General features: G+C 75.0%; 16 protein-coding genes. 10 read left to right on the top strand and 6 right to left on the bottom strand.

Going from position 1 to position 15,035, the window contains the following annotated elements; all coding sequences use genetic code 11:
• Nucleotides 1–78: 78 nt before the first annotated feature.
• Nucleotides 79–351, bottom strand: a complete 273-nt coding sequence (locus tag ACGFNF_RS18945) for a DUF2795 domain-containing protein (RefSeq protein WP_357579784.1) — start codon at nt 349–351, stop codon at nt 79–81.
• A gap of 154 nt (nt 352–505) precedes the next feature.
• Between ACGFNF_RS18945 and ACGFNF_RS18940 the strand changes: the two genes are divergently transcribed.
• A complete protein-coding gene (locus tag ACGFNF_RS18940; protein ID WP_311410195.1) occupies nt 506–916 on the top strand; it encodes a DUF2267 domain-containing protein in 411 nt (136 codons plus the stop codon).
• Nucleotides 917–1,069: 153 nt separating this feature from the next.
• Here the strand turns inward: ACGFNF_RS18940 and ACGFNF_RS18935 are convergent, their stop codons facing one another.
• Nucleotides 1,070–2,236 carry a CaiB/BaiF CoA transferase family protein gene (locus ACGFNF_RS18935; RefSeq protein WP_393169391.1) on the bottom strand — a complete coding sequence of 389 codons (1,167 nt, stop codon included), beginning with the start codon at nt 2,234–2,236 and terminating at the stop codon, nt 1,070–1,072.
• Between the two features lie 73 nt (nt 2,237–2,309).
• Between ACGFNF_RS18935 and ACGFNF_RS18930 the strand changes: the two genes are divergently transcribed.
• From ACGFNF_RS18930 to ACGFNF_RS18900, 7 genes are all read left to right on the top strand, one after another.
• Nucleotides 2,310–3,488, top strand: a complete 1,179-nt coding sequence (locus ACGFNF_RS18930; RefSeq protein ID WP_393169389.1) for a glycosyltransferase — start codon at nt 2,310–2,312, stop codon at nt 3,486–3,488.
• Entirely contained in the window at nt 3,481–4,470 is a 990-nt protein-coding gene (locus ACGFNF_RS18925) for a glycosyltransferase family 9 protein (protein WP_393169387.1), read from the top strand. Before ACGFNF_RS18930 ends, ACGFNF_RS18925 begins: the two co-directional genes overlap by 8 nt.
• Before the next feature lie 226 nt (nt 4,471–4,696).
• Nucleotides 4,697–5,716, top strand: coding sequence for a TerC/Alx family metal homeostasis membrane protein (locus ACGFNF_RS18920; protein ID WP_311410199.1), 1,020 nt, complete (start codon nt 4,697–4,699; stop codon nt 5,714–5,716).
• Between the two features lie 79 nt (nt 5,717–5,795).
• The gene (locus ACGFNF_RS18915) at nt 5,796–6,386 is read left to right on the top strand and encodes a sulfite oxidase-like oxidoreductase (protein WP_393169516.1); all 591 of its coding nucleotides are present in this window, start codon (nt 5,796–5,798) and stop codon (nt 6,384–6,386) included.
• On the top strand, nt 6,383–7,117 hold the full coding sequence (locus tag ACGFNF_RS18910) for a ferredoxin reductase (RefSeq protein ID WP_393169385.1): 735 nt from the start codon (nt 6,383–6,385) through the stop codon (nt 7,115–7,117). Before ACGFNF_RS18915 ends, ACGFNF_RS18910 begins: the two co-directional genes overlap by 4 nt.
• 20 nt (nt 7,118–7,137) lie before the next feature.
• The gene (locus ACGFNF_RS18905) at nt 7,138–7,431 is read left to right on the top strand and encodes a DUF6510 family protein (RefSeq protein WP_393169383.1); all 294 of its coding nucleotides are present in this window, start codon (nt 7,138–7,140) and stop codon (nt 7,429–7,431) included.
• Nucleotides 7,428–7,877: a hypothetical protein gene (locus ACGFNF_RS18900; protein WP_393169381.1), complete on the top strand. Its 450-nt coding sequence runs from the start codon at nt 7,428–7,430 to the stop codon at nt 7,875–7,877. The genes ACGFNF_RS18905 and ACGFNF_RS18900 overlap by 4 nt, the downstream gene beginning before the upstream one ends.
• 62 nt (nt 7,878–7,939) lie before the next feature.
• On the opposite strand, the gene ACGFNF_RS18895 is transcribed toward ACGFNF_RS18900, so the two are convergent.
• On the bottom strand, nt 7,940–8,101 hold the full coding sequence (locus ACGFNF_RS18895; RefSeq protein WP_165947859.1) for a hypothetical protein: 162 nt from the start codon (nt 8,099–8,101) through the stop codon (nt 7,940–7,942).
• A gap of 168 nt (nt 8,102–8,269) precedes the next feature.
• A complete protein-coding gene (locus tag ACGFNF_RS18890) occupies nt 8,270–9,355 on the bottom strand; it encodes a hypothetical protein (RefSeq protein WP_393169378.1) in 1,086 nt (361 codons plus the stop codon).
• 223 nt (nt 9,356–9,578) lie between these two features.
• Here ACGFNF_RS18890 and ACGFNF_RS18885 point away from each other — a divergent pair, with 223 nt between their 5' ends.
• Together ACGFNF_RS18885 and ACGFNF_RS18880 are read left to right on the top strand one after the other, a co-directional pair.
• Nucleotides 9,579–11,732 carry a glycogen debranching N-terminal domain-containing protein gene (locus tag ACGFNF_RS18885; RefSeq protein WP_393169376.1) on the top strand — a complete coding sequence of 718 codons (2,154 nt, stop codon included), beginning with the start codon at nt 9,579–9,581 and terminating at the stop codon, nt 11,730–11,732.
• Nucleotides 11,733–11,783: 51 nt separating this feature from the next.
• Entirely contained in the window at nt 11,784–13,085 is a 1,302-nt protein-coding gene (locus ACGFNF_RS18880) for an NAD(P)/FAD-dependent oxidoreductase (protein WP_151454800.1), read from the top strand.
• Between the two features lie 61 nt (nt 13,086–13,146).
• Here ACGFNF_RS18880 and ACGFNF_RS18875 read toward each other — a convergent pair whose 3' ends face one another.
• Entirely contained in the window at nt 13,147–13,941 is a 795-nt protein-coding gene (locus ACGFNF_RS18875; protein WP_393169374.1) for a spermidine synthase, read from the bottom strand.
• Between the two features lie 63 nt (nt 13,942–14,004).
• Nucleotides 14,005–14,985, bottom strand: coding sequence for a DUF2267 domain-containing protein (locus ACGFNF_RS18870; protein WP_393169372.1), 981 nt, complete (start codon nt 14,983–14,985; stop codon nt 14,005–14,007).
• Nucleotides 14,986–15,035 lie beyond the last annotated feature (50 nt).

Here is a 15,035-nt window from a genome sequence, read left to right as displayed (position 1 = left end):
CACCGGCCCGAACGTGCCCAGTGTGGACGTGCCCGGCGTGCCCCGCCCGGGCGCGTCGGCGGCCCGCGACAGCAAGGGTCAGATGCCGCGCAGGTGCTGCGACACGCGCTGGTGCCGCTTGTCCCGGGCCTGCGCCGCCCGTTGCGCGGAGTCGACCTCCGGGGCCGCCTCGATGCCCGCGGAGCGGGCCACCTCGTTGCCGTTGGCGTAGTCGACCGGCGGCAGGGCCCGCAACGCGCGCAGCACGTCCGGCGGGGCGCCCTCCCGCTCGGCCTGGCGTACCACGTCGTCCTTCTCGGCCGGGTAGTCCAGGCTCGACAGGTACTGCAGCACGTCGGCGTAACTCGCCATGGTGTCGGCTCCTCCGGGGCATCGATCCGGTCACGACCGGCGGCGGTTACCCGCCCGGCGGGCCGTCACGCGCCGACCCGCGCGGAAATCCCCGTCGTTTCCCGGCCGCGCCGGCGGGTACGCGCAGGCCCCGACGCAGCCTGAAGGAGCCCGGATGAACTACGACACCTTCGTCGACCAGGTCGCCCAGCGCACCCGTACCTCCTCGGAGCAGGCGGTGACGCTGACCCGGGCGACGCTCGAGACCCTCGCCGAGCGGCTGACCGGCGGGGAGGTGCTGGACCTGGCGGCCCAGCTGCCCAAGCCGTTGCAGCTCGTGCTGAAGCCCAGCCCGGGTACCGAGTCGGCGGAGCGGTTCGGCGCGGCCGAGTTCGTCGCCCGCGTCGCCGTACGGGCCGGCGTCACCGAGCCGGCGGCGCGCGACGCCGCCCGGGCGGTCTTCGTCACCCTGCGCGAGGCGATCAGCGGCGGCGAGTTCGACGACGTGGTGGTGCAGCTCCCGCGCGACTTCCGGGACATGGTCGAGCCCGCGATGGCGCCGGGCGCCACCCTACGCCGCTCCTGACCCTGCCGCCCACCCGGCGACGCCGGCCGGACGCCCACCCGGCGACGCCGGACGCCCACCCGGCGGTGCCGGCCGGGACGACGGGGCGGTGGTGCTGGCGGTGCCGGCCGCCCGGTGGTGCCGGCCGGGCCGACGGGGCGGTGGTGTGCCGCCTCAGGCGACGGCGCCGGCGGCGCGCAGGGCGGCGACCCGCTCCGGGGCGAAGCCCGCCCCGGCCAGCAGTTCGTCGGTGTGCTCGCCCGGCTGGGGCGGGGGGCGGCGCAGCGCGGTGGGAGTGCCCGAGAAACGGGGTGCCGGCGCCGGCTGGGTGACCCCGTCCCGCTGGACGAAGGTGCCCCGCGCGGCCAGGTGTGGGTGCTCCGGCGCCTCCCGCCAGTCCAGCACCGGCGCCACGCAGGCGTCCGAGGAGCCCAGCAGCGCCGTCCACTCGTCCCTGGTCCGGGTGCGGAACAGCCGCGCCCACGATTGGTGCAGCGCCGGCCAGTTCGCCGGGTCGGTGCGGTCCAGCGCCTCGTCCGGGGCCAGCGGGAAGCCGGAGCGCCGGACGAGCTCGTCGTAGAACCGCGGTTCCAGCGCGCCGACCGCCAGATGCCGGCCGTCGGCGCACTCGTACGTGTCGTAGAAGGGAGCGCCACCGTCGAGCAGGTTCACCCCGCGCGCGTCCTGCCACATGCCGAGCCGGCGCAGCGCGTGGATCTGGGTGCTGAGCACCGCCACGCCGTCGACGATGGCCGCGTCGACCACCTGGCCCCGTGCGCCGCCGCGCACCGCGTACAGGGCGGAGACCAGGCCGAGGGCGAGCATCATCCCGCCGCCGCCGAAGTCGCCGAGCAGGTTCATCGGCGGCACCGGGCGCTCGCCGGCCCGGCCGATCCCGTGCAGCGCGCCCGTCAACGCCAGGTAGTCGATGTCGTGCCCCGCGTACGGCGCCGCCGGACCGTCCTGGCCCCAGCCGGTCATCCGGCCGTAGATCAGCCGGGGGTTCGCCGCGAGGCAGTCCGCCGGGCCGACCCCGAGGCGCTCGGTGACCCCCGGGCGGAACCCCTCGATGAGCGCGTCGGCGTCGGCGACCAGGGCCAGCACCACCTCCCGCCCGCCGGGGGACTTCAGGTCGACCCCGATCGAGCGGCGTCCCCGGTTGAGCAGATCCGGGTGCGGGGTGCCGAAGGCGTCCGGGTCGACGTCCGTGGCCCGGTCCACCCGGACCACGTCCGCGCCCAGGTCGGCCAGCATCATCGCGGCGAACGGGCCGGGACCGATGCCGGCCAGCTCGATCACCCGTACGCCGGCCAGCGGGCCGGCCGGGACGTCCTCGGTCATCGGCACACCATAGGCGAGGCGCGTTTGCGTCGTAAGGGGCCGGGAACCCGCCCGCCGAGAAGCGGGAGGTGGCGTGGTCGACGACCGGATCAGGGTGGCCATGCTGCACGGTCCCGGTCGGCCCGACGCCGACGGCGTCAGCGACTACGTGACGCACCTGGTCGAGGCGCTCGACGGCGTCGGTGTCGAGGTGACCCCGGTGCCGGTGCGCCCCGACGCCGACCGGGAACGCTGGCGGGCCGCCACCGCCCGGGCCGCCCGCCGGGTCCGCGAGCTGGCCCCCGACGTGGTGCACGTGCAGTTCGCCCCGTCGGCGTACCGGTTCTCGGGCCAGCCCGGACTGCTGCCGTGGCGGCTGCCCCGGCGGGTGCCGCTGGTCACCACCCTGCACGAGTACGGCTGGTGGGCCTGCCCCGGCTGGCTGCCGACCCGGCTCTGGTCGGCGCTGGAGCGGGCCCGCTGCTGGGACCGGGAGTCCGGCCGGCTGGTGCCGGCCAGCGCGGCCGTGGTCGTCACGAATCCCGGCCACGGCGACGTGGTCCACGCGCGTACCGGCCGGCGGGCCACGCACATCCCGATCGCGCCGAACGTCGTCGACCGCGTCGGCGCGTCCACCGCGGGGGCGCGGCTGCGGGCGGAGTTGGGCCTGCGGGAGGGCGCGCCGCTGCTGGCCTTCTTCGGTTTCGTGCACCCGGTGAAGGGACTGCGGTACCTGATCGAGGCACTGCCGGAGCTGCGTCGCGACCATCCGGACCTGCGGCTGCTGGTGGTCGGCGGGTTCACCTCGCAGGCGCTGCCCGAGCGGGAGGCGCGCGCGTTCCGCGCCGAGCTGACCGGGCTGGCCCACCGGTGCGGGGTGGCCGACGCGGTGACGTTCACCGGGCACCTGCCCGCCGAGCGGGTCTCCGCCGCGCTGCACGCCGCCGACGTGGCGGTGCTGCCGTTCACCACGGGGGTGAGCACGAAGAGCGGCGCCCTGCTCGCCGCGCTCGCGCACGGCGTGCCGACCGCCGTGACGCGGGCCGACGCCGGCGACGACGGGCCGCACCGCAGCGGCGCGGTGGCGGTGATCGGCGCTCGCCGGGACAGCGCCGCGATCGCGCGTACCGTCGGCAGGCTGCTCGCCGATCCGGTGCTACGCCGCCGGCTCGCCGAGCGCGGGCGGGCCTTCGCCGCCGCGTACTCCTGGCCGAGGGTGGCCGCCGCGCACCGTGACCTCTACGCGCGGACCCTGGGGCGCGTGGATGCCTGACCGGTACGCGGACATCCTGGTGGTCGACCTGCTCGGCGGGATCGGCGACCTGCTGATGCTGCTGCCGGCGGTGCACGGCCTGGCCCGCCGCAACCCCGGCGCGCGGCTGCGGGTGCTCACCCACGATCCCGGGGCGGACCTGGTGCGCGCCGACCCGGCGGTCGCGGAGGTGCGCACCCCCCGGCACGGCCGGCCGGGCGCCGAGCGGGAGGCGGTCGTCGAGGCGCTCGCCGCCTGCCGGCCGGACCTGGCGGTCGCCACCACCCGCTACGACGGCATCCCCGACCTGCTCGAGGCCGGCGCCGGGCGGGCCGTGACGAACCTGTGGCGCGATCCGCCGCCGGAGCAGCCGGTCGGCGACCGCTACCTGGAGATCCTCTGCGCCGAAGGGCTACTTGGCGCGACCGACCGGGCCGCCCGGCCCCGGGTCCACCTGGGCGACGAGGCCCGGCGCGCGGGGGAGCGGGCGGTGGCCCGGCTGGTGGGGGAGCCCCTCGCGCCGCCGGTGGTGCTCGTCACCGACGCCGGGATGGCGGTCAAGCGCTGGCCGGAGAGGCGCTGGCGGGGACTGGCCCGTGCCCTGACCCGGCGCGGACACCCGGTGCTGACCGTCGGCCCGGTCGACCCCGCCGCGCCGGTCGGGGTGCCGCTGCCCCGAGCCGACCTGCCCACCCTCGCCGGCCAGCTCGCGGCCGTGGGCCGGCGCGGCGGGGTGGTGGTCGGGCCGGACACCGGGCCGGTGCGTCTCGCCGCCGCGACGGGCGCCGCGTCGGTGGCGCTGTTCGGCCCCACCGACGCCCGGCGGTACGGGATGGGCGGCACCGACCTGCAGGGCCTGCCCGGCTGCGGGCACCGGCGGCCCACCGCCATCACCGAACAGCCCTGCTGGTGGGAGTCGCGCTGCCCGCTCGACGCGGCCGGCCCGGCGTGCATGGCCGACCTCGACGTGGCGGCCGTGCTCGCCGCCGTCACCGCCCGCTGAGCTGGGACGAAAGCCCCTCGACGCCCCAGATCACGCCTTGCGCGCGTGATCTGGCGTGCCCCGTTTGCCGAGCCCACGGGCCTGCCCTAACCTTGTCGCGACGAGGGGAGTACTTCCCACGAGCCATCCCGGTCAGTACGGCGTGCCCGGAGCACGCCTCGGGTGGCTGCCCACGAAAAGTGGGTGAAGGAGACCTCGAACATGACAGGGTGTTCGAGGAGGCTCCATGTCCGATTTGCCATATCTTGCTGCCACCGGTCTCCAGTCGGTGGGCACGCCCACGCTGTGGGGCGTCACCATCGCCGCCGTGATCGCCCTGCTGGTGCTGGACTTCCTGGTCACCCGGAAGCCGCACGAGGTGTCGATGCGGGAGGCGCTGGGCTGGTCCGCCTTCTACATCGCCCTGCCGCTGGCCTTCGGCGCCTGGATCTGGGCCCGCTTCGGCTCCAACCAGGGCGTGGAGTACCTCACCGGTTACCTGGTGGAAAAGTCCCTCTCGGTCGACAACCTGTTCGTCTTCATGCTGCTGCTGGCCGCGTTCGCGGTGCCGGCCGAGCTGGCCCAGCGGGCCCTGCTCTACGGCATCACCGGCGCGCTCCTGCTGCGCGCGGTGTTCATCGCCATCGGCGCGGCGGCCCTGCAGACCCTGGACTTCGCGTTCCTGCTCTTCGCGATCATCCTGCTGCTCACGGCGGCGAAGCTGCTGCGTGACGCCGTCACCGGGCACGAGCAGGAAGTCGACATCAGCAAGATGCGTTCGGTGCGGCTGCTGCGCAAGTTCATGCCGGTCACCGAGGAATACCACGGCCCGAAGATGGTCGTGCGCCTCTCCGGCCGGCGTACGCTCACCCCGTTCGCCCTCGTGGTGACGGCGCTGCTCGCCACGGACATCGTCTTCGCCGTCGACTCGGTGCCCGCCGTCTACGGCATCACCGAGGACCCGTACCTGGTCTTCGCCACCAACGCGTTCGCCCTGCTGGGGCTGCGGGCGCTCTACTTCGTGCTGCACGCCGCGCTCAGCCGGCTGGTGCACCTCAGCTACGGCCTGGCGATCATCCTGGCGTTCATCGGCGTCAAGCTCGGCCTGCACTGGGCGCACGGCATCTGGCCGGGCGTGCCGGAGATCCCGACCCTCGCCTCCCTGGGCGTCATCATCGGCGTCCTGGTGATCGTCACCCTCACCAGCCTGCGGGCCACCAGCAAGGCCGGCCGGGGCGAGAAGGAAGTCGTGGTCGAGCGGAACTGAGGCGTCACCCGTCGCGGTGCGGATCCGCCGACCGCGCCTCGCCACCCGCCCCGGGTGGTACGACTGACGGGTGGGAATCGTGTCACCGGGCTTCCAGGGCCGGCCCCGCTCCGCGGAGCCGGCCCTGCCGCCGGGGCAGTACCTGACGCAGGACTTTCCGGTGCTCTCCGCCGGCCCGACGCCGAGGGTGCCGCTGGAGACCTGGGAGTTCGTCATCTCCACCGAGTCCGGCGCCGAGTTCCGCTGGAGCTGGGACGAGCTGATGGCGCTGCCGCAGGAGACCTCGGCGGTGGACATCCACTGCGTCACCCGCTGGTCGAAGCGGGACACCGACTGGCAGGGGGTCTCCCTGGACACCCTGCTGGAGGGCGTCGACACCGACGCCCGCTACGCGCAGGCCCACTCGTACGGCGGCTACACCACGAACCTGCCGCTGGCCGACCTGCGCGGCGGGCGGGCCTGGATCGCGCACCGCTACGACGGCGGCCCGCTGCCGGCCGAACACGGCGGCCCGGCCCGGCTGCTCGTGCCGCACCTGTACTTCTGGAAGTCCGCCAAGTGGGTGCGCGGCATCCGGCTCACCACGGAGGACCAGCCCGGATTCTGGGAGACCGCCGGCTACCACGACTACGGGGACCCGTGGCGTGAGCAGCGGTACCAGGGCGATTGACCGCCCCGCTGCGCTGGCGGGTGGCCCGGCTGTGCGAGCGCCGGGTGGAGACGCCCACCGCGCACACGCTGGTGCTGGAGGCGCCCGGCTGGCCGGGGCACCTGCCCGGGCAGCACGTCGACGTGCGGCTGACCGCCCCCGACGGCTACCAGGCGGCGCGGTCGTACTCGCTGGCCGGCCCGGCCGAGGGCGACCGGATCACGCTGACCGTGCAGCGGGTGCCCGACGGCGAGGTGTCGCCGTACCTGATCGACGTCTACGCCGAGGGCGACCCGGTGGAGGTGCGCGGCCCGGTCGGCGGCTGGTTCGTCTGGCGGCCGGAGGAGACCGCCCCGGTGCTGCTGGTGGCCGGCGGGTCGGGCGTCGTGCCGCTGATGGCGATGGTGCGCGCCCGCCGCGCCGCCGGCAGCCGGGTGCCGTTCCGGCTGCTCTACTCGGTGCGCACCCCGGCCGACGTGTTCTACGCCGACGAGCTGCGCCGCCGGGTCCGCGACGACCTGGGCCTGGACGTCGCGTACGTGTACACCCGCGAGGCGCCGCAGGACTGGCGGGGCGAGCCGCACCGGATCGGGCTGGCCGACGTGAACAGCTGCGGCTGGCCGCCCGAGCTGGAGCCGCTCTGCTACGTCTGCGGGCCGACCGGCTTCGTGGAGACGGTGGCGGACCTGCTCGTCGGGCTCGGCCACCAGAGCCGGCGGGTGAAGACCGAACGGTTCGGCCCGACCGGCTGAGCGTCGAGGAGGAGCGCCCGATGACCGACACGTCGTACCTGGACGGCAACATGCTCGACGGCCCGCTGCGGGAGTTGTTCGCCGTCGACCTGAGCACCGCCGCCGGGCGGTGCGAGCACTGCCGCACGCAGGGCCCGCTGGCCGGCCTGCGGGTCTACCCGCACGCCCCCGGCCTCGTCGGCCGCTGCCCGAACTGCGCCGAGGTGATGCTGCGGCTGGTCCGCTCGCCCGGGCACGCCTGGCTGGACCTGCGCGGGGCCACCTTCCTGCGGGTGCCGATGCCGCCGGAGCAGCCGTACCCGGGTCCGCTGTGACGGCGGGGGAGGGCGACGCGGCAGCGGCGGCCGGGTCGGACAAGGGTCCGGCGGTGCGCGAGGACCTGCGGGCGCGGTCGGCGTCGGAGGTGTTCGACGACCACCTGCGGCTGGCCGCCGAGCACCGGTTCGCCGAGGACCTGGCGCGCAACGTGTCGCCGTCGTGCGTAGTCCTGGAACGGCGCGGCGTGTTCCGCGGGCACGCGGGCGTCGGGGAGCTGGCGCGCCTGCTGGAGGAGGAGTTGCCCGGCGCCCGCTACGTGTACACGAACCGGATGGTCGAGGGCCGGGTGGCGTTCCTGGAGTGGACGGCGCGGATCGAGGGCGTACGGGTCTGCGACGGGGCGGACTCGTTCCTCATCGAAGAGGGCTGGATCGTCGCCCAGACCATCCACTACACGCTGGAGCGGGTCGACGACGGGGCGGACCGGCCGGCCGGTCCGTGAGGGCCGCGCCCACCGGCGAACAGGCCGGTGGCGGCACGTCACGACCGCTACCGGCCGCCGGGTCAGCGCCCGGGCCGGCGTGCCTCGGGCCGCTGGCCGTCGAGGCGTACGAACCGCCCCTGCTTGTGCTCGACGCGCCGGCGCTGCCGGGCCGTGAGCTGCGGGCGACCGCTCTGTCGCAGGTAGATCGGCTGCCGCCGGTCGTTCGACATCGGTGTGCTCATGGCGCTGCCTCCCGTCGCTCGGTGGCGGTGGAGCACCACCGTGCCGCCGGGGCGGGTGAGGTGAACCCACCCGCCCCGGGTGATCCGGCGCGGCCCATTCGGCCACGGTCGCGTCGACGCGAAAGATCGCTGTGGTCGCGTCAGACGGCGGGCGGCGGTCGTGTCGCGTCAGACGCGGGAGGTTAAGGTCGCCAGGAACCGGTGCGGGGTGACCACCCCGGCGTTGTCGAAGCAGATCACGTCCACCTCGACGTCGAGCGCGGTCGACCAGGGCTGGGTCAGGTGGCAGTAGTTCGACCCGACGCCCTGCGCCACCACCTGGGCGTGCGTCTGGCTGACTCCGAGCTGCGGGAACTTCGCCAGGTAGCGGCCGGCCGGGGCGATCGCCGCGACGGTGTTGGCGCCGACGCCGAGCACCGAGTTGTCGTTGGTCGGCCCGCCGACCGCGGTGCCCAGGTAGCCGAAGCGCGAGGGCGGGGCGAGCGAGCCGATCACCGGCCGCCGACGGTGGTAGGACAGGGCGAAGTCGGTGGCCGCCGGCGCGCCCGCCTGGTCGAAGCAGGACACGTTCGCGGCCACGTCGACGCCGGAGAAGGACCAGCTGTCGATCTTGCAGCGGCGCGGTGCCGCGTTCGGCTGGACCGCGGTGACCTGCACGTCACCGGCCAGCGCGCCGGCGAGCCCGACGCCCGGCAGCTTCACCGCCCACTGGCCGACCCCCAGCGGGCCGAGGCCGTTCGCCGCCCCCGTCGAGTTGTACGACTGGACCAGCGCCCCGCCGGCCTGCTGGACGTACGCGTGGGCGGTGCCCGCCGGCAGCACGCCGCTGCTGGTGGTCCACAGGACGGTGAACGGGGTGTCGTCGCGGTCCCCGCCCGGCTTGTGGCACTGCACGTCGACGATCTGGTCGGCGCCGGAGGAGTACCAGCGGACGACCTCGCAGTAGTGGCCGGTCCGGTTGACCGGGGTCACGTGCGGCACGCCCCGGGCGCCGGAGGCGACCTGCGGGAAGCGCACCAGGAACCGGCCGGGCGCGACCTTCGCGCCCTGCGCCCAGGCGGCGGGGAAGGCGGTCTTCCAACTGCCCCACTGCCGGGTGGTGTCGAGCACCGTCCAGGCCGGCACGGTCGGGTCCTTGACGTAGGCGAAGCCCCATCGGTCGGCGGTGGCCGCCACGGCCGGGCCGGCCGGCGCGAGCGCGCCGGCGGCCAGCACGGCGGTCAGCGCGGCGGCGGCGAGCGAACGGAGTCGCATCTTTCCTCCTGATGACGACGGTCGGGTCGGCAAGCAGCGTGCGCCGCCATCGGGGCCGTCACTGTCGGCAACCGCACAGTCGCGTGTCGCAAGTCCGCCGCTGTCGGCACCCGGCCTCGGGCCCGTCGGCCGTGGTTCCACGCCGCGTCCCCCGCGAACGGTCCGCGCCGCTTCACCCGGAGCGGGTGATGACGGACAGCGACGGTCTTCCTACGGTGGAGGCATGGCTGTCGTCCGTCCGACCCCCGCCGACCCCACACCCGGCCTGCGGGCCGCCGCCGGGCAGAGCGGCGACCAGCGGGCCATGCCGCCCGAGCTGGGCCCGGACTCCATCGCCGTGCTCAGCGGCCCGACCTTCATGTACTCCGACCCGTGCGGGGACGTGCCGCCGGGCAGCATCGGCGGGCTGGTGCACCTGGACACCCGGCTGCTCAGCGGCTGGGTGCTCACCGTCAACGGCGAGCAGCTGCTGGTGCTGCGCGCCGAGACCATCGACCACTACTCGGCCCAGTACGTGCTGACCAACCCGGCCCAGTCCGGCCTGCCGCCGGACAGCCTGGGCATGCGGCGGCTGCGGTACGTCGGCGACGGCTTCCACGAGCGGGTGGAGATGGTGTCCTTCCGGCCGGAGCCGGTCCGGTTGGAGCTGCGGCTGGCCGTGGGCACCGACTTCGCCGACCTGTTCGAGGTCAAGTCGGGGGTTCGGGACCGCTCCGCCGAGATCACCCGCAGCCACGCGCAGGACGGCTCGGAACTGTGCTTCACGTACGCCCGGGGCGACTTCGCCGCCGAGACCCGGGTCTGCTGCTCCCGGCCGGCGGACCGGGTCGAGGGCGACGACCTCGTCTGGGACATCACCCTGCACAGACGCGAGGAGTGGTACGTCGACCTGCACGTGCCACTGCCACCGGGGATGGGGGTGGTGGAGCCGGTCCGGGGCGACATCGCCGACGTGTTCCACCGCCGCGCCGACGACCCGGTGCGCCGCTGGGCCCTCGGGCGGGCGGTGCTGCGCAGCGACAACCAGGCGCTGGCGCGGACGCTTGCGCAGACCCGCGACGACCTGGCGGCGCTGCGCCTCGACCTGGAGGTCAAGGGGCAGCGCATCATGCTCCCCGGCGCCGGCCTGCCCTGGTTCCTCTCCGTCTTCGGCCGCGACACCCTCATCACCGCGTACCAGACGCTGGTCGCGGGCCCGGCCCTGGCCAAGGGCGCGCTGCTCGCGTTGGCCCGGTTGCAGGGCGAGACGTGCGACGACTTCACCGACGAGGAGCCCGGCAAGATCCTGCACGAGGTGCGCAGCGGCGAGTTGACCCGGACAGGAGTGAAGCCGTACGGGCCGTACTACGGCTCTGCCGACGCCACCCAGCTCTGGCTGGTCCTGCTGTCGGAGTACTGGCGGTGGACCGGCGACGACGAGACCGTGCGCTTCCTGCGCGACAACGCGCTCGCCGCGCTGCACTGGATCGACCGGTACGGCGACCGCGACGACGACGGCTACGTCGAGTACGCGACGCGCTCCCCGGAAGGGCTGGGCAACCAGTGCTGGCGCGACTCCCCGGACGGCGTCTGCTTCGCCGACGGGCGTATCCCCGTGCTGCCGATCGCCACCAGCGACCTGCAGGGCTACACCTACGACGCGAAGCTGCGCCTGGCCGAGCTGGCCGACGGGCCGCTCGCCGACCCCGACCTGGCCCGCCGGCTGCGCGCCGAGGCCGAGGCGCTGTACGAGCGCTTCAACCGCGACTTCTGGATCGACGCCCGGGGCGGCTTCTACGCGGTCGGGTTGGACGGCGACAAGAACCCGATCGACTCGAAGACCTCCAACATGGGGCACCTGCTGTGGAGCGGGATCGTGCCGCCGGAGCGGGCCGGCACGGTGGTGCGGCAGCTGATGGGCGAGGACATGTTCTCCGGTTGGGGGATCCGCACGCTCTCCTGGGACGATCGGCTCTACAACGCCCTCGGCTACCACCTGGGCACCGTCTGGCCGCACGACAACTCGCTGGCGGCGCTCGGCATGGCCCGCTACGGCTACCGGGCGGAGGCGAACCGGGTCAGCCTTGCCCTGCTCGAGGCGGCCGAGCAGTTCGGTCACCGGCTGCCGGAGGCGATGAGCGGGTTCCCCCGGGAGCGGCTGCTCTTCGCGATCCCGTACCCGACCGCGTGCAGCCCGCAGGCGTGGGCGGCCGGCGCACCGCTGGCCTTCGTCCGGGCGATGCTCAACCTGAACCCGGTGGACGGCCGGCTGGTCCTCGACCCCGACATCCCGCACGAGATCGGGCGGATCGCCGCCGAGCGGGTGCGGGCGTTCGGGCGCTGCTGGGAGGTGGAGGCGGTCGGGCAGACCGGGCACGTCCGGCTGGCCGAGTGCTGAATCGTCCGACCCGCCACGTTTGCCCCGCTCCGGGGTGGGAACGGGGCGGCAATGACGAAACCTCGTGTGGTGATCGTGGGGGCCGGGTTCGCCGGTTACCACGCGGCGAAGACGTTGAGCCGGCTGGCCCGGGGCCGGGCCGAGATCGTGGTGCTGAACTCCACCGACTACTTCCTCTACCTGCCGCTGCTGCCCGAGGTGGCCGCCGGCGTGGTCGAGCCCCGACGGATCTCCGTGCCGCTGACCGGGACGCTCGACGGGGTGCGGGTGCTCATCGGTGAGGCCGACCACGTGGACCTGCAGAACCGCTGGGTCGGCTTCACCCAGCCGGAGGGGGACCGCAACCGGATCGCGTACGACCGGCTGGTGCTGGCCGTCGGCAGCGTCAACAAGCTGCTGCCGATCCCCGGTGTGACCGAGTACGCCCACGGCTTCCGTGGCCTGCCCGAGGCCCTCTACCTGCACGACCACGTGATCCGGCAGATCGAGCTGGCCGAGCAGACCGACGACCCGGCCGAGCAGCAGGCGCGCGCCACCTTCGTGGTCGTCGGCGCCGGCTACACCGGGACGGAGGTGGCCGCGCACGGCCAGCTCTTCACCGACGAGCTGGTCTCCCAGCGCCCCCGACTCAAGATCCGCCCGAAGTGGATGCTGCTCGACGTCGCGCCCCGGGTGCTGCCGGAGCTGGACCAGCGGATGTCGGAGACCGCCGACCGCGTGCTGCGCCGCCGGGGCGTGGACGTGCGGATGGGCACCTCGGTGGCCGTGGCGACCGCCGACGGGGTGACGCTCACCGACGGCGACTACGTGCCCACCTGCACCCTGGTCTGGTGCGTCGGCGTGCGTCCCGACCCGTTCGTCGCCGAGCTGGGACTGCGCACCGAGCGGGGCCGCCTGGTCGTCGACGAGTACCTCAGTGTCCCCGGCTTCCCCGAGGTGTACGCCTGCGGCGACGCGGCCGCCGTGCCGGACCTGGCCCGCCCGGGGCAGATCTGCACCATGACGGCGCAGCACGCCCAGCGGCAGGGCAAGCTGGCCGCGCACAACATCGCCGCCTCCTACGGGCAGGGGCGACGCAGGCCGTACAAGCACCACGACCTGGGCTGGGTGGTCGACCTGGGCGGCAAGGACGCGGCGGCGAACCCGTTGAAGGTGTCGCTGTCCGGGCTGCCCGCCAAGGCGGTCACCCGCGGCTACCACCTGCTGGCGATGCCGGGCAACCGGATCCGGGTGGGCGCCGACTGGATGCTCGACGCCGCGCTGCCGCGCCCGGCCGTGCAACTCGGCCTGGTCCCGGCCAACGCCGTGCCGCTGGAGAGCTCCTCGCCGGAGGTGGCCGTCCGGGCCCGCTGACCGCCCGCTCGGTGCGCTCGCGGCGATCGCCGACACGTTCCGCCCGCAGGGGCGGGTCGCCTCAGCGCGGGGCGAGGGCGGCGTCCGTGGCGGGACGGGCGCCGGCGACGAACGCGTCCAGGGCCGGCCCGTGCAGCACCCCGCCGGGCACCGGATCCCGTGCGGCCCGGGCGGACAACCGGGCCACCGGCAGCCGCCCGGGGCGCAGCGCGGCGGCGAACACCACGTTGCCGTACCGCCGCCCGCGCAGCATCCGGCGGTCGGCGACCAGGCAGACGTCGGCGAAGACCACCCGCAGGGTGGCCGCCTGGACCCGGGCGAAGACCAGCGGCGGTAGGTCGGTCACGTTGACCAGGTAGATGCCGTCGGGGCGCAGCGTCCGGGCCACCTCGGCGACGAACTCGACGCTGCGCACGTGCGCCGGCATCCGCGCCGCCCGGTAGATGTCGGCGAGCACCAGGTCGTAGCCGGCCGGCGGCGCGTCGACCAACGCCTCCCGGGCGTCCGCCACCCGCACCTCGACCTCGGCGGGCAGCGCCGGTAGCTCCCGCGCCACGAGGTCGACCACCGCCGGGTCGCGTTCCACGACCAGTTGCGCCGACCCGGGCCGGGTCGCGGCCAGGTAGCGCGGCAGGGTCTGCGCGCCGCCGCCGAGGTGCAACACGTCCAGCGGCCGGCCGGGTGGCGCCACCAGGTCGGCCACGACGGCCATCCGCCGCACGTACTCGAAGTGCAGGTGCCGGGGGTCGGCCACGTCCACGTAGGACTGCTCCACGCCGGCGGCGAGGAGCGTACGCCCGGTGGGGCGGGCCGGGTCGACGACCAGTTCCAGCCGGGGCGCGTCGGAGGGGTCCACCCCGGCAGGCTAGCCGAGCCGGGGCGGGCCGGCGGGTGGACGTCCGCCGGCCCGTACGCCGGTTCAGCCGGTCGCCATCCCGGCGCCCGCCTCGTCGATCGCGTCGTCGACGGCGTGCGCGAGATCCACGTCCATCGCGGTCACCGCGCCGGCCTGCCGGGACCGAACGGTCAGCACGGCGGTGCCCGGGTCGGGACGGCCGATGCGCGGGCCGCGACCGGTCTCCTGGCGCAGCCGGTCGATCCGGTCCAGCACCCGGTCCAGGTTGTCCGCCGGCAGTTCCAGCGTGCGGGACAACGCCTCGCCGTCGCCGGACCAGTAGGGCAGCGCGCTGAGCGCCTCCCGCAGGTCGGTGTCGCTCAGCGGGGGCGTCGCGCTGGCCGCGCCGACCACCCCGCCGCCGACGGACGGCGGCTCCAGCAGGTCACGCAGGCCGTCCGGCACGTGCAGCGACTCGATCAGGTCGCCGTCGTGGTCGGCCAGCGCCGCCACGGTCGCCTCCGCCTGGTAGCGGGCCTGCTCCGGGGTACGGCCGCTGATCCGGCCCACCTCGGCCAGGAAGCCGGGCAGGTCCGGGCTTCGCCTGATGCCGTCCACGGGGAGGACGTCGTGCAGCTTCGTCGGCACCGCCGCCAGCAGCCGCCGGCGTTCCGCCTCGCCGAGGGCGAAGGCCAGGACCAGCACGGTCGACTCGACGCCCACCTTGGCGGTCCGGAAGTCGGCGCCGGTACGGCGGACGACGTCGTCGACAAGCGCGTGGTAGCCCAGCGGGGTCCCCTCCGGCGCACCCGAGCCGCGGTCGGGCAGGGGGCGGGGGGACTCCGGGACGCCCGCCGGTGGCGGCGCGGGCCCACCCCGCGTGCTGTCCGGCTTGTGGCGGCTGCCGGCCGGCGGCGGACCGGCGCGCTTGCCCTGCTCCAGGTGGGTGAGCTGCTTGGAGGCGCTCAGGCTGGCCCCCGTCTCGCTGGCCTGCATGCCACGCTCGCGGGCCTGGCGGGCCAGCGCGCGGCGACGTTGGTTGTCGCCTTCCATCTGCTTGCGCATGGTGACACCTCGCTTCCGCTGGTGTTCCCTCGCTTCCGCCGGTCGCCTTC

Source organism: Micromonospora sp. NPDC048868, from assembly GCF_043198195.1.
Lineage (GTDB): Bacteria > Actinomycetota > Actinomycetes > Mycobacteriales > Micromonosporaceae > Micromonospora > Micromonospora reichwaldensis.
Note: the sequence above shows the minus strand (reverse complement) of the source record. Positions and strands in the feature narration are given on the sequence as shown.

Coding starts and splice junctions, on each gene's coding strand:
- ACGFNF_RS18945 (WP_357579784.1), bottom strand. CDS start 351: ATGGCGAGTTACGCCGACGTGCTGCAGTACCTGTCGAGCCTGGACTAC.
- ACGFNF_RS18940 (WP_311410195.1), top strand. CDS start 506: ATGAACTACGACACCTTCGTCGACCAGGTCGCCCAGCGCACCCGTACC.
- ACGFNF_RS18935 (WP_393169391.1), bottom strand. CDS start 2,236: ATGACCGAGGACGTCCCGGCCGGCCCGCTGGCCGGCGTACGGGTGATC.
- ACGFNF_RS18925 (WP_393169387.1), top strand. CDS start 3,481: ATGCCTGACCGGTACGCGGACATCCTGGTGGTCGACCTGCTCGGCGGG.
- ACGFNF_RS18920 (WP_311410199.1), top strand. CDS start 4,697: ATGTCCGATTTGCCATATCTTGCTGCCACCGGTCTCCAGTCGGTGGGC.
- ACGFNF_RS18905 (WP_393169383.1), top strand. CDS start 7,138: ATGACCGACACGTCGTACCTGGACGGCAACATGCTCGACGGCCCGCTG.
- ACGFNF_RS18895 (WP_165947859.1), bottom strand. CDS start 8,101: ATGAGCACACCGATGTCGAACGACCGGCGGCAGCCGATCTACCTGCGA.
- ACGFNF_RS18890 (WP_393169378.1), bottom strand. CDS start 9,355: ATGCGACTCCGTTCGCTCGCCGCCGCCGCGCTGACCGCCGTGCTGGCC.
- ACGFNF_RS18885 (WP_393169376.1), top strand. CDS start 9,579: ATGGCTGTCGTCCGTCCGACCCCCGCCGACCCCACACCCGGCCTGCGG.
- ACGFNF_RS18880 (WP_151454800.1), top strand. CDS start 11,784: ATGACGAAACCTCGTGTGGTGATCGTGGGGGCCGGGTTCGCCGGTTAC.
- ACGFNF_RS18870 (WP_393169372.1), bottom strand. CDS start 14,985: ATGCGCAAGCAGATGGAAGGCGACAACCAACGTCGCCGCGCGCTGGCC.